We start from the raw sequence: 13945 nt of genomic DNA on the forward strand, positions 1-13945 counted from the left end.
CCATGCTTGATTTTGTCATTATTCTTTTATTCATCCTAGGAGGAGCCGGTGTAGGGTTCGACGCCGTTGAATTGCTGCCGCCCTCCGTGCAGGAACAGATCACAAATCTGGAAGCGCTGCGCTGGATTTTAGCCAGTTTTACCGCCATTATCGGTTTTGCGGTTGGGTTAACCGTGCAGGTGACCTATCGTCGTTTGGAAAAGCAGGTGCGCCAACTGCCAATTGAGGTAATTTTAACCCGGGCAGTCGGTTTGGTATTGGGGCTGCTGTTAGCGAATTTAATGCTAGCACCGATTTTCTTACTGCCTTTTCCCTCTGAGTTTGCCTTTATCAAGCCCCTAGCGGCAATTTTGGGCAGTGTGATGTTTGCCTTTCTGGGAATCAGTTTGGCAGATACCCACGGTCGGACTTTTTTGCGACTGATTAATCCGAACAGCTTGGACACGATATTGGTGGCAGAAGGGACGCTCAAACCGGCGGCGAGTAAGGTACTGGACACAAGCTGTATTATTGATGGTCGCATTGAGGAACTGTTGAATACAGGGTTTGTCGAGGGTCAAATCCTGATCCCCCAGTTTGTGTTGCAAGAGTTGCAGCAGCTAGCTGATGCAGCGAATGATCAAAAGCGGATTCGGGGACGGCGCGGGTTAGATATTCTCAAGGCAATGCAAACGGCTTATCCGGAACGCCTGATTATTCACCAGGCTGATTATGAGGATATTCATACGGTGGATGCCAAATTGGTGCGCTTTACTCAGGAAATTAATGGCACGCTTTTGACCAATGACTACAATTTGAGTAAAGTGGCTAATTTGCAAAAAGTCCCCGTACTCAATGTCAATGACTTGGCTCACGCGATGCGTCCGATTTATCTACCGGGTGATAGTCTGGAACTGAAAATCCTCAAGGAGGGTAAAGAAGCCTCTCAAGGCGTGGGTTACCTAGATGATGGCACGATGGTGGTTGTAGAAGAAGGACGTAACCACCTCGGCGCTGAAATGCGGGTTGTGGTGACCTCTGCTTTACAGACTTCTGCCGGACGGATGATTTTTGCTCGTCCTCAAGCTTCTGTGGCGGCGTGAAGCCATGAATCGGCTGCGGTTGAGGTGGCTATACTTCTGGAAACGGTGCTGGAAAATCAGCACCGTTTTTGATCAGTTGCCAAACTAATCTCTAGGAAGGAACACTGCTGTGTAAGAATGGTTTAGTATTGCCGGAGCAATTTCTGGCAAGATGTAGGCTGTTGGAGAGAAAACGAGCTTTTTGTATGAAAGTTGGCGATCGCGTTAGAGTTAAGACATCTGTTATTGTTTACCACAATCCTGCCCACCGCAATGAGCCGTTTGATATCAAGGGTATGGAAGGCGAAGTCATTGCTATCGTTACGGAATGGCAAGGGCGACCCGTGAGCGCTAACTTACCGATTCAGGTCAAATTTGATAAAAAGTTTCGCGGTCACTTCCGGGAAGATGAGTTAGAAGCGTTGTGAATGTTCAGTTCTTCTCAACAAAATCAGTCAGTTGTTCGGTGAAAATACCTATCCTCGTCAGCTTTTTTGTTGACGGTTAACGGCGTATTATTATTCATTTGAATCATTAGCTCCGGCGACAGAACCACCCAAACAGGTTGATGTCGCCTTGCATTTTTTGGAGTTCTTGTTGGTGGCGTTTGGCGGTTTGGCGATACCATTGGCAGTAGGACTGGAATTCTTGGCGATACTGCGTTTCTCGGTGGAACTCTTGAGCGAGTTTGTAGGTGGCAAAAATATCCGCAGCAGGCGGAGGGGTGGGTAAAATTTGGCGGAATTCCTCTGACATGGATTAAGGACTATTGGGTTTAGCACAAGTCAAAGACCAGGATGTTTAGTGTAACAGGCTCAGTCAGGATATGTTCACTATGCTGATAGATTTAGCGAATTTATTGTTTATCTGTATGGAAATCCAGTTAAAGTTAGACTAGAAAAACTTAGAGTAACTGCAAAGATGATTAGGGGAGCAGGTCATTCTCATTACTCAAGTTTCAGTAGCACATTAGTGGTTAAGTCAGCGCTACTTAGCTTAGGGTAATATTCATGCAAAAACAAGCTCTAGCGATCGCATCTGTTTTATTATCTACCCTGTTGCCGCTCAATGCTTCGGCACAGAAATTTGAGGAGTTTTACATCTTTGGCGATAGTCTCTCAGACGTTGGCAACAGATTTGAAAGCTCTGAAGGTCTCTTCCCTCCTAGCCCTCCCTATTTTGAGGGACGTTTTACTAACGGTTTGGTCTGGGTGGAAGTTCTCGGATTAGAGTTAGGAATTGATCACAATCGAGCTAATAACTTTGCCCTTGGTGGTGCAACCTCAGAGGATGTGCTGGAGCAGGTTATTGAGTTGACCACAACAAGGCAACCACTCGATTCCAATGGTCTTTATACCGTTTGGGGCGGAGCCAACGACTACCTCGACATAGCTCCAGGCACAAACCCAACAGATATAGACACGACAACCACGGTCAACACCCTATCTAATGCGGTGACAACGCTGATTGCAAACGGTGCTGAAACGATTATAGTAGTCAACCTGCCAGATTTGGGAAGGACGCCTCTAAGATTAGCCTCTGCCTTTCCTGCCGACGCTATCACCGCCGCAGTAAATCAATACAACCGCAACTTAAATGCAGCTATGCAAATTTTAGCTCAAAACCGTGAAGTTCAGATCATACCACTCGATGTCAATGCTCTGGTTAATGAAGTTCTCGCCGAGCCAGCCAGATACGGCATAACAAACGTGACCGAACCTTGCTTAAATGATGCAACAGATACGGTTTGTCCCAACCCCGACGAGTATTTTTTTTGGGATGAAATTCATCCGACTGCTGCCGTTCATGAGCTGCTTGGAGAAGCGGCTTTGGCAGTGCTGATTAGTCCTCAAACAGTTATCCCCCAAGCCGACATTGCCTTAAGCGTTGCTCGCCGGCAGACTCAAACGATTGACGCTCGGCTCCGATCCCTGCGAGGTGTCCGCGAAACTCCCCCCGAACAACGGGTCGGTGCCTTCGTGAACGGTGACATCAACTTCGGCGATAAAGATACCAGCAATAGCGAACCGGGTTATGATTTGACAACGACAGGCATTACTGCTGGCATTGACTATCGCGTCACGGGCGACCTAGCGATGGGAGTTGCTGTCGGTCACCTCAGCAATGACACCGAACTTGATGATGACCTTGGCGAGGTTGAAGTTGATGGTTATGCCGTTTCTATCTATGGCAACTATGTTCGGGGTAACTTTTATACGGATGCCGTTGTCAGTTATGGTTGGAATGACTATGAGATAACCCGCCAAATCGAATTCGACAACCGCAGGGCTACTGCTGACACGGACGGGAACCAGCTATCGGTCAAAGTCAATGGTGGTTACAATACCAGATTGGGCAACTTTTCTTATGGACCAACCCTAGGAGTTGGCTATGATCGCGTCGAAATTGATGATTACACTGAGGAAGGTGCTCTTAGCCTCAACATGAAAGTCCAAGACCAAGAAGTGGAATCGCTGGTTCTCAGTGCGGGCGTTCAGGCGGCTTATGTGTTCAAAGCTGGCAACACTACAGTGACACCCAATATCCGGGCAAGTTACGAACACCAGTTCGCCAACGACAGCCGCGAAATCGAGACGGAACTCCTCACCCAACCCGGTATCCCGATACGGGCGACTACAGACGACCCCGATCGCGATTACGTGAGATTAGCCGCTGGAGTGGACGTGCAGTTTTCCCAGAATTTTTCCGGCGCGATCGATTACGAAAGTGTCGTCGGGCGCGAAGACTACACCGACCATACGGTTAGAGCACAACTGCGCTACCAATTCTAAACAACACCTAAACAACACAAATGTTTTATAATTGCCAATCTGAGTAGGGGTTTGGTGACCAAACCCCTACCGTCGCTATCCTTAAAGCGCCTTAGCCTTAGCCACGATATTATCTACCGTGTAGCCAAACTTCTCTAAAGCAACCTCACCGGGAGCCGATACGCCAAAGCGATCAATACTAATCGTGTCACCTTCAGAGCCAACATAGCGACACCAGCCAAAGCTAGAACCAGCTTCCACTGCTAGTCGCTTGGTTACGGCTTTCGGTAGTACAGATTCCCGATAGCTTTCATCCTGTTCCTCAAACAGTTCCCAGCTTGGCATGGAAACCACGCGGACTTTCTTTCCTTCACCCCGGAGTTTTTCCGCCGCATCAACACAGATGTGAACTTCTGAACCTGTGGCAATTAAGATGATGTCGGGTGTGCCATCGCTATCAGATAGGATGTAAGCACCTTGGGCGACAGCATCAACTGAACTTCCAGCTAAATTAGGTAGCCCTTGCCGGGACAATGCTAACAGACTCGGTGTTGGCATTCCATTAGCAGGTTTTGCCTTCTCAATGGCTATCTTGTATGCACCAGAGGTTTCATTGCCATCCGCCGGACGAAGCACGATTAAGTCGGGGATCGCTCGCAGGGTGGGAATATGCTCAATCGGTTGGTGCGTCGGACCATCTTCCCCTAATGCTACAGAGTCATGAGTCATTACCCAGATTACCCCGGCATGGGATAGGGCAGACAGGCGAATCGCTCCCCGCATGTAGTCGGTGAAGACTAAGAATGTGGCACCATAGGGAATCAACCCAGACTTATGCAGGGCAATCCCATTACAAATTGCTCCCATGCCATGTTCGCGAACCCCAAAGCGGAGGTTGCGATTTTCATAGGCACCTTTTTGGAAATCCTTTGATGATTTGAGCAAGGTTTTGTTGGAAGGGGCTAAATCAGCCGAACCGCCAATCAGTTCCGGTAATACCCCAGCCATGACGTTGAGGATTGTGCCAGATAGATTCCGAGTGGCATCTTTCTTATCCTCAGGTGTATAGGAGGGTAGGACTTTCTCCCAACCTTCGGGCAGCTTACCACTGACCATCCGTTCTAATAAAGCGGCTTCCTCACCGTATTCGGCTTTATAACGGGTGAAGAGTTTGTTCCATTCTTCTTCATATTGGGCACCGCGATCAACTGCTTTGCGGAAATGCTTCAGGGCGTCTTCGGGTACCTCGAAGGCGGGATAGTTCCAACCCATATGTTCACGAGTGGCTTGTACTTCATCAGCACCCAAGGCTGCACCGTGTACGTCATGGGTATTGGCTTTATTGGGGGAGCCGAAACCAATGGTTGTGGTGACTTTAATTAAAGATGGTTTATCGGTTACCGCTTTAGCCGCTTCAATTGCCTTATGAATCGCGTCCAAGTTGGTGTTACCATCGGGAACATGCTGGACGTGCCAACCATAGGCTTCAAAGCGCTTGCCCACATCTTCCGTAAAGGCAAGGTCGGTGGAACCGTCAATGGAGATATGGTTATCATCGTAGAGGGCAATCAGTTTGCCCAGTCCTAAGTGTCCTGCCAGAGAACAGGCTTCTCCTGAGACACCCTCCATATTGCAACCATCACCTAAGATGACGTAGGTGTAGTGGTCGATAATTTGGCAATCGGGTTTATTAAACTTGGCGGCTAAATGTGCCTCTGCCATCGCTAAACCGACACCATTGGCAATCCCTTGTCCTAATGGTCCGGTGGTAACTTCTACCCCTTCAGTCATGAAGTTTTCCGGGTGACCAGGAGTTTTGGAGTCCAACTGGCGGAAGTGCTTGATATCATCGAGGCTGACGCTATCGTAACCTGTTAGATAGAGCAAGGCATACTGTAACATACAGCCATGACCCGCAGACAAAACAAAGCGATCGCGGTTTAACCAGTTGGGATTTTTTGGGTTGTACCGCATCAGGCGATCCCACAGCACAAACGCCATCGGTGCTGCGCCCATTGGCAATCCGGGATGACCGGAGTTTGCTTTCTCTACGGCGTCTATCGCCAGAAAGCGGATGGAATTAATACAAAGTTCTTCGACAGATTGGGTTGCAACGACCATAGGTGTTATGTAATGACTCCAGGAAACTAGGGTTTAACGCAAAATTACTTCCGTAAAGCAAAGGTTACTCTTTCCCCAAGGATACTCTCATCATCCCATTAGGGGGATCGATGATCAAGAGTCTCTGGTATAAGCTGGACTAAAATTTGAGGATTGGGTTGAATAAGCAGGACAAGTTGTTCTGTATATGTTTACACAGTATAAATTTAGGGGCGCATAGCCATGCACCCCCACTGGGATAATTTATTGGGTTGAGAACCTAGAACAAATTACAATACTTCGGTGTAATGGAATGTAACTTTCTCGCCAAATCGGTCAAAACGTCCATCAATTGTCGCTTCTGCGGTCGCCCGAATTGGGTCAGGGACAGCACTATCAAAGGTAGACTTGTAGCCGATGTAGACTTGCGAACCGAAGACAATGGCGGTCTCGAAGATATCAGTGGTGCTAGAATCGAGGTCTGTTAGCTCCGTTTCACCAGAATCCAGCAGACCATTTTGATTATTGTCTAGCCAGAACTGGTTACTGTAGCCCAATTCAGTGGGTAGCCAGCTCTTCTTATTACCCTTGCTCCCTTGGACTTGTTCCTCGTAACCCATATTCAAGGAATCAACCTTGACATTAACCGGATCACCGCTAGCATTGACCATGCGGAAGTTGCCAGAGAGAATATCTCCATTACGGATTCCGGTGAGGGAATCAATCTCGATACTGCGCTGATTCTGTTGGAAAACATCGACTACAGCATCGTCCTCATCAGAGGTTTCATTCCCTTCATCATCCGTACCGTTGGCAATGATGGTATTTTTGGGATCTTCCCAAGGATTTAATTCACCTGCCCCATAGGATATCGTATAGTCGAAGGTGAAGGCTTCACCAGGGTCGAGAACGATATCTCCTGTGTTTCCTGCAGCTTGCCAGTCGGCTAAGGCATCATTAAGCCGATCAAGGGTTTGGATTTCAGTGGTTTGCTGGATACCATCGCCGTTATTATCGATCCAGAGCGTGTCTGGTAGGGACGTAATTGTAACTGGGTCGTAGTCAGCGCTATTGGGGTCACTGTTGTTGGTGATTGTAACCGTGTAGGTGACATCAGCACCCACATCCTCGCGGATACTCGTCGTGCTAGCCGTCTTGATGACACTAATTTCTGGGAGAGCATCGCCGTAGTAGTTGGCATCATCGCTGTCGGTTAGAGGAGCCTGGTTACCCAGATCATCGGTGTAGGTAGCATTGACTGTCGCTGTGTTGGTGTGCTGTCCAGCTTCCCAGGTGGCGCCGTTGAAGGTGTACACAAATTCGTCAGCACCGCCTGCAACACCATCATTGGCGGCGAGGTCAAAGGGTGCGAGATTCAGAGCAAAGTCGCTATCGGATAGGGTGACTCCAGTCAAAGCCACATTACCCGTGTTCTGGACTACGAACTTGAAGATGGGATCACCGTTACCTTCGGTTAGTAAAGGACCGGTTGGGTTATCCGCATCAACAAAGGTGTTACCACCATCAACGGAGACGTATTTCTCTACGTCAATGCTGGGGTCAGCACCGAAGTAGTTACTGGGGTCATCATCCGTAACGTTCTCCGTGTTCCCTAAATCATCGGTGTAATTTCCTGTAACTGTTCCCAAGTTGCTGTAATCACCAGCTTGAGCAGTTCCATTGGCTTGGTAAGTCCAGGTTTCACCGACATCAAGAAGATTATCTCCATCGGTATCACCACTGACATAGGTGGGAGTAAAGTCGTCAGACGTATCATTTACTGTGCCATTATCATCCGTGACACTGACATTGGAGATGCCAACATTTCCGGCATTGCTAACACTGTATGTCCAGGTGACATCTGTGCCTGCTAGAATTTCTTGACCATCTGCACCATTGGTGACTTTATCGATGGCAATGGCGGGGTCAGCACCGAAGTAGTTACTGGGGTCATTAGCGGTGACTTGCTCAGTGTTATTTAAATCATCGGTGTAATTTCCTGTAACTGTTCCCAAGTTGCTGTAATCACCAGCTTGAGCAGTTCCATTGGCTTGGTAAGTCCAGGTTTCACCGACATCGAGAAGATTATCTCCATCGGTATCACCACTGACATAGGTGGGAGTAAAGTCGTCAGATGTATCATTTACTGTGCCATTGTCATCCGTGACACTGACATTGGAGATGCCAACATTTCCGGCATTGCTAACGCTGTATGTCCAGGTGACATCTGTGCCTGCTAGAATTTCTTGACCATCTGCACCATTGGTGACTTTATCGATGGCGATGGCGGGATTAGCACCGAAGTAGTGCGCCTCATCCATGTCACTGACGGTTGTTTGACCATCAGTTCCTGAAGTCGTTGCTGTGTTGGCGTGCTGACCCAATTGCCAGGTGGCGCCATTGAAGATAACTTCTGTGGATGCACCGGCGGCTAATGTGCCAATGTCGTATTGATTATTACCACTGGTTAAGTCTCCGGTGAGTCCATCCAGGTTAAAGTCGCTATCGGTTAAGTTAACGTTGGTTAGGTCAACGTCACCCGTATTCGTGACGACAAATTTGAAGAGGGGATTTGTGCCCTCTAGGACTTCTGGTCCGGTGACACTATCGGCATCTTCCCAGGTTGCACCGCCATCAACGGAGACGTATTTCTCTACGTCAATCGCTGGGTTTGTCGGACCTCCATTATCGGTGATATCGCCAATAACGCCGCCTGTTTTGGCACTCTCTTGACCACCATCTGTGGACTGGAGACGTACATACCACTCCGTATTTTCGAGCAGGGTTTCATCAAGATCCTGAGTGGAACTGCTAATCACGAAACTGGCGGTTTGAACGATTCCTTCTCCCGATCCTTGGTCGCTAAACTTGATGCCAATATCAAAGGGTTCTGCGCCATCAACAACGAAGCCAGGATCTAAGTTATTATCCGTTACCTGTTCTTCACCGATAACATAGGTTGGGGCAAAGGTGCTGAGAGACTGAGTATTACTCTGCTCAGATCGTTGGATGTTTAAGATCTGTAAGTTTAAAGCATCAGCGTTGTAAATGCTATTGATATCAAACGCAACACCAATCAGATCCTCTGTACCTGAATTGGAGCTGGGATCTAAGCTGAGTGTAACTTTAAGATCGTTAAAACCATCGTTATCAAAGTCTTGACCATATTCAATTGTGACATTGATGAGCTCGTTCGATGCACCAAGTTGTGTTGTGAATTGAGTTGTAAAGATTCCCATTGACGCTTCTTCTCCGTTAGTCTGTGAATAATGTCGTGACGAACTGACTGGTTTCGCGAGTCTTGCGAAAGCCAGATTATTGGGAAAATGGTCAAGGCTTATACATTCTGAGATCTATGGGTTGTGCTAAGATAGATCTCAAGAAAAGATACAAAGACCCTCAATCCAGGTTGGTCAAGGCAAAAAGCCAACCTGTACTTAATAGTAAATACAAACTAATGTTGGGTTTAAAGGTGTCTATTTCTTTAGCATTATATTTAGCAAGTTTCTCAGAATCGGCTAATTTTGAGATATTCTGCTTTTGCTTTTGTCGTCGTGGAACCTGGTACGTTCTACGACTGCATTATTTGGGCTAAAGACAATAGACGACAACCCGATAAGCTGGATTTGTAAAGTTTTGTTAAACCTACTCGATTTATCTTAAACCCAAATCCATTTTTTTGGCAACCTTTTTTAGATTAAATCTTTTTAATTTGATTGTTTCTAGTGTCCCCTAGATTTTACCTCCGAGTTTTTAATTCGGTTTGCTATGCTCAGATGCTTAAAGATTTGACGATAACCTGGGAAACTAACGATAAAGGCAGTCAATCCAGTCTGTCGTCAATCAGTTTTACAAGTGGTGAAATCGCAATCCTTTCTAGATAAGCGTTTCAGCCTCCTTGTTTTCACACATCATTTAGACGGGCGATAGCGATCATGAGTTTTTCTCTGACTTACCTAACATATTGAACCTTAAAGGTGAAAACATGGTGAAGATTGGAAAAATTTTTTTCGGATTTGAATTGAGCCAATTTTCCATAACTATTCTGTTGGCTACAGCCGATAAAAAGACTATAGCCATACTCAGTTGTTGTGCGTTTTATCAGCACGTTATACATAGGGATACTCTCTCTATTGCCCGTTGCCACTGACTACAGACGATAGAGCAAAGCCCCAACGAGCTAAATCTTTTTACCGGGAAAGGAAAGTAATGGAAATAATACCTAAATGATACGACTAAGGAAACAAGCCTGGGAATAGTGTATTACGACTGTCTTTCACGCAGAGACGATGCATGGACAGTTCGGTATCAAGTGTTTTGGTATCACATATAGGAAGACAAATTATTACCTAGCACGCTGAGGTCGAGAAAGGTTCAGTGCAGAAAGAACAGAGATGAAAAACGGGTGTCCGGTTTTTTGATGGCTTTGAGCGCTTGCGCGTTTTGAGCCATGAGCTTGCATCAGTTTTCCATGTATCTACGTCTCCCTGAGCTTGACAGTTGTGCCACAAACCTCCGTGGATAGAGATTTGTGATGATAAACATTAGTATATATCTAAAGGAGGCGATCGCACAATATCTTTTTCGAGAACTGAAGAACTATGGGGGAGAGGGGGATGTGGCGAAGATCGGTGATAGGAGGGAGATAGAGAGATAAGGATATGGGGGAGTAGGGGGTTGCTCATTCCCGAATCAGCACAACGGCGCGATCGCGTAGGGTGATTGCCGATGTTGTCGTGGTGCCAAAGGCAATGGCAGGGAGTAAAAACCCTGAAGGGGCACGGCAGTGCCGTACCCCTTCGGAACCTGTCCAAATTAATGGAGGCGTTGAAATCGCGATCGCTTGATCGCGAAGACAGCGCAACTGAGAACCTTAAGCTGATCTGTACTTCTTGAACACCAATGTGACATTATGGCCGCCAAAGCCAAAGGAATTCGATAGCGCCACATCGACTACCTGCTGACGGCTTTGATTGGGCACATAATCTAGATCGCAGTCTGGATCAGGATTTTCTAAATTAATCGTCGGCGGAATTTGGTCATGGGCTACGGCTAAGACTGATGCCACGGATTCGATGCCCCCAGAACCGCCTAACAGATGACCTGTCATCGATTTGGTGGAACTCACGGCAATCTTGTAGGCATAATCGCCCAAAACTTTTTTAATCGCCGTCGTTTCTGTGGGATCGTTAACGGGTGTACTCGTCCCGTGGGCATTAATATAGCTAACGGCTTCTGGCGACAATCCAGCATCCTTGAGTGCCAACTGCATTGCCCGGATTGCCCCTTCCCCACCGGGTACGGGTGAGGTCATGTGGTAGGCATCACAGGTCATGCCATAGCCAACCATTTCGGCATAAATATGGGCACCCCGACTGAGGGCATGTTCCAATTCTTCCAACAGTAGGATACCCGCACCTTCACCCATAACAAAGCCGTCGCGATCGCGATCAAAGGGACGACAGGCATGTTCGGGGTCATCATTGCGGGTAGACAGGGCTTTTGCCGAGGCAAATCCCGCCACGGATAAAGGTGTCACGGCGGCTTCTGTTCCTCCACAAATCATCGCTTGGGCATAACCCCGTTGAATCAAACGAAAGGCATCCCCCACCCCATGGGCGCCAGAAGCACAGGCACTGACGGTAGAGGTATTGGGTCCTTTTGCCCCGGTATGAATTGCCGTGAGTCCGGCTGCCATATTAGCAATCATCATCGGAATCATAAACGGGCTACAGCGATCCGGACCACGAGTCAAGTAGACCTCTTGTTGGTCTTCCAGGACTTTGAGCCCGCCAACCCCGGTGCCAATGACAACACCCACCTGTTCTGCGTTCAATTCATTGATGACAAACTTCGCATCTGCGATCGCTTGTTTGCTAGCCGCGACTCCAAATTGGGCAAAGCGATCCATCCGCTTGGCTTCTTTGCGATCCATATAGTCATGGGGATTAAATCCCTTGACTTCGCCAGCAATACGACAGGCATGGCGGGAGGGGTCAAACCGGGTAATTGTACTAATCCCATTACGCCCACTCAAGAGTCCATCCCAATACTCTGCCACAGTATTACCGATGGGAGTGATCGCGCCCAATCCTGTAACAACAACGCGCTTGAGTTCAATGTTTGTCATGATGCCAATAAAACCGGGCAACTGCCCGAGAACGCAGAACTTTTTTCAAAAAGACAACCGCTAATTACGCCGCCGCTTCTGTTTTTTCGCTGATATAGTCTACCGCCGCTTTGACTGTGGCAATATTTTCGGCGGCTTCGTCTGGAATCTCGATATCGAACTCTTCCTCCAAAGCCATGACCAATTCCACCACGTCCAGGGAGTCGGCGTTGAGATCATTGGCAAAGTTGGCGTTAGGCTTTACGTCATCGGGGTCAACTTCCAATTGTTCCGTAACTATTTTTTTGACTCTATCGAAAATTGCTTGGTTCATCTACTCTATACCTCAACCGAGTTGCTAGAACGTGATCAATTGGTTCGTTTGCATTTTCTCATCTTATCCGAAAGGGGGATCATCAAACCCATCGGTAGCCGCTTCTCCAACTGGCATCCAGTTGGGCTACTCATCATATCATGTTCATGGTACTCCTACTCCTTTGAGCCAGCTATAGGATACTTCTGCTCCTTTGAGCCAGCTATGTAGCCATCAACAATCACCAATCAACAAGCTGATCATGTTAACCGCGCTTAGGGTCATTCCCTTACGGACAGTTGGTTTGATTCTGGGGAAGCGATCGCGAGCTTCCCTAGGAGCTTGTCTGCTCTACATCTTCTTATTTTATGGGCTACGCTCCATTTTTCGGAAGTTTGAGAGCAATATTGCCCTAGTCCCCCTGAATGTCTCCACTTATCCCATTCTGACGATTTTCATTCTGGTCAGTTTGATGCCATCGGTTCTGCCCCTAATTTTTGGTTCTGGGTGTACCATTGGCGGCAACAACCTCATCTCTCGAATTTTCCAGCAATCCGGTTAATATAGAGGTGGGATGCTGTTTATGGGGCCAAGCAAAGGCGTGGCGAAAGGCGGCATCTTGACAGGCTTGCATTTGTTCAAAATCAATCACATCTTGGGTTAATAGGTTTTCGTACTCAAAGGGTAACCGCACATTATTTAATCCCGCGTTATCGGTACAAATGGCAATATCAACCCCCGCATCAAAACAGGAATCAAATACCACTTTCAATTGATGAATATCATCGAGTGTACCTGTTTTTAAGTAAGTCGTGGGACATATTTCTAAACATTGCTGTCGCTGGGCAACCTCTTTTAACAACTCTGGATATTTTAAAGGAATATGAATGCCATGACCAATTCTCATTAAATATGGCAAGAGTTCTGGATAACAACCGTCGGTGGTTTCGTAGAGATGACCGGTTGTATTAAGACCGAGCGATCGCGCATACTGATAGAGTCCCACAAATTCCTCTAATCGTTCACCATAATGAGCATCTCCTCCCGCCAAATCAACCCCACATACATAGTCCTTCCTTTGGGCAGCTAAATCAACAATTGCCTTATTCACCTCATAAGGAAGCCGTGAATGCATACAGAGAATCTGACTCGTCACCATCGGATAATCATTTACCTGACTGGCTTTTCCGACAATCTCCACAATCTGCGCCATCTGATCAATCCGTTCCGATTGACTTAACTGTTCCGGCGTGCGTAAATAAGGCGTATAGCGAAGTTCTAAATAGGCTAAATTCTCAAAGATATACGCGCCGCGAATTAAGCGATAGATAAAATAGGGTAAGCTTGGCGCTGTTTGGACATGTTCCACCAACGTGTGCAGTTCCAAATACTCATCCAACGTATTGCGCGATCGCGTGTAAAATTCCTCAAACTCCTCATAGTCAGCAAATTTCTGGGTTAACGGATCACTTTGGCGTTGAAAATATCGCCAGAGAATCCGAGGAACCACTGAACCCCCCAGATGACGGTGTAACTCAGCGTATAATGGCATACAATCTCCTAGTAAATGTGACAAATGACGAATGACAAA

At 47.3% G+C, this 13945-nt stretch carries 10 protein-coding genes; 3 read left to right on the forward strand and 7 right to left on the reverse strand.

Annotated elements, in window-relative coordinates:
- Window positions 1–2: 2 nt before the first annotated feature.
- On the forward strand, window positions 3–1082 hold the full coding sequence (locus tag RLO19_RS12635) for a PIN domain-containing protein (protein WP_446356843.1): 1080 nt from the start codon (window positions 3–5) through the stop codon (window positions 1080–1082).
- A 185-nt stretch (window positions 1083–1267) separates the two neighbouring features.
- Entirely contained in the window at window positions 1268–1489 is a 222-nt protein-coding gene (locus RLO19_RS12640) for a ferredoxin-thioredoxin reductase variable chain (protein WP_446356845.1), read from the forward strand.
- Between the two features lie 106 nt (window positions 1490–1595).
- Here RLO19_RS12640 and RLO19_RS12645 read toward each other — a convergent pair whose 3' ends face one another.
- Window positions 1596–1817, reverse strand: coding sequence for a hypothetical protein (locus tag RLO19_RS12645; RefSeq protein ID WP_446356847.1), 222 nt, complete (start codon window positions 1815–1817; stop codon window positions 1596–1598).
- Window positions 1818–2071: 254 nt separating this feature from the next.
- On the opposite strand from RLO19_RS12645, the gene RLO19_RS12650 reads away from it, so the two are divergent.
- Window positions 2072–3853: an autotransporter domain-containing protein gene (locus tag RLO19_RS12650; RefSeq protein ID WP_446356849.1), complete on the forward strand. Its 1782-nt coding sequence runs from the start codon at window positions 2072–2074 to the stop codon at window positions 3851–3853.
- An 81-nt stretch (window positions 3854–3934) separates the two neighbouring features.
- On the opposite strand, the gene tkt is transcribed toward RLO19_RS12650, so the two are convergent.
- The 6 genes from tkt to RLO19_RS12680 all read right to left on the reverse strand — a co-directional run bounded on the left by tkt (window position 3935) and on the right by RLO19_RS12680 (window position 13906).
- Window positions 3935–5953, reverse strand: a complete 2019-nt coding sequence (tkt, locus tag RLO19_RS12655) for a transketolase (RefSeq protein ID WP_446356851.1) — start codon at window positions 5951–5953, stop codon at window positions 3935–3937.
- 269 nt (window positions 5954–6222) lie between these two features.
- Entirely contained in the window at window positions 6223–9171 is a 2949-nt protein-coding gene (locus tag RLO19_RS12660; RefSeq protein WP_446356853.1) for a beta strand repeat-containing protein, read from the reverse strand.
- 1442 nt (window positions 9172–10613) lie between these two features.
- On the reverse strand, window positions 10614–10796 hold the full coding sequence (locus tag RLO19_RS12665) for a hypothetical protein (protein ID WP_446356854.1): 183 nt from the start codon (window positions 10794–10796) through the stop codon (window positions 10614–10616).
- A 9-nt stretch (window positions 10797–10805) separates the two neighbouring features.
- On the reverse strand, window positions 10806–12062 hold the full coding sequence (gene fabF / locus RLO19_RS12670) for a beta-ketoacyl-ACP synthase II (RefSeq protein WP_446356856.1): 1257 nt from the start codon (window positions 12060–12062) through the stop codon (window positions 10806–10808).
- A gap of 64 nt (window positions 12063–12126) precedes the next feature.
- Window positions 12127–12375, reverse strand: a complete 249-nt coding sequence (gene acpP, locus RLO19_RS12675; RefSeq protein ID WP_446356858.1) for an acyl carrier protein — start codon at window positions 12373–12375, stop codon at window positions 12127–12129.
- 469 nt (window positions 12376–12844) lie between these two features.
- Window positions 12845–13906, reverse strand: coding sequence for an adenosine deaminase (locus RLO19_RS12680; RefSeq protein ID WP_446356860.1), 1062 nt, complete (start codon window positions 13904–13906; stop codon window positions 12845–12847).
- Window positions 13907–13945: the final 39 nt, after the last annotated feature.

The sequence above is a fragment of the Coleofasciculus sp. G2-EDA-02 genome (assembly GCF_040226375.1).
Lineage (GTDB): Bacteria > Cyanobacteriota > Cyanobacteriia > Cyanobacteriales > Coleofasciculaceae > Coleofasciculus.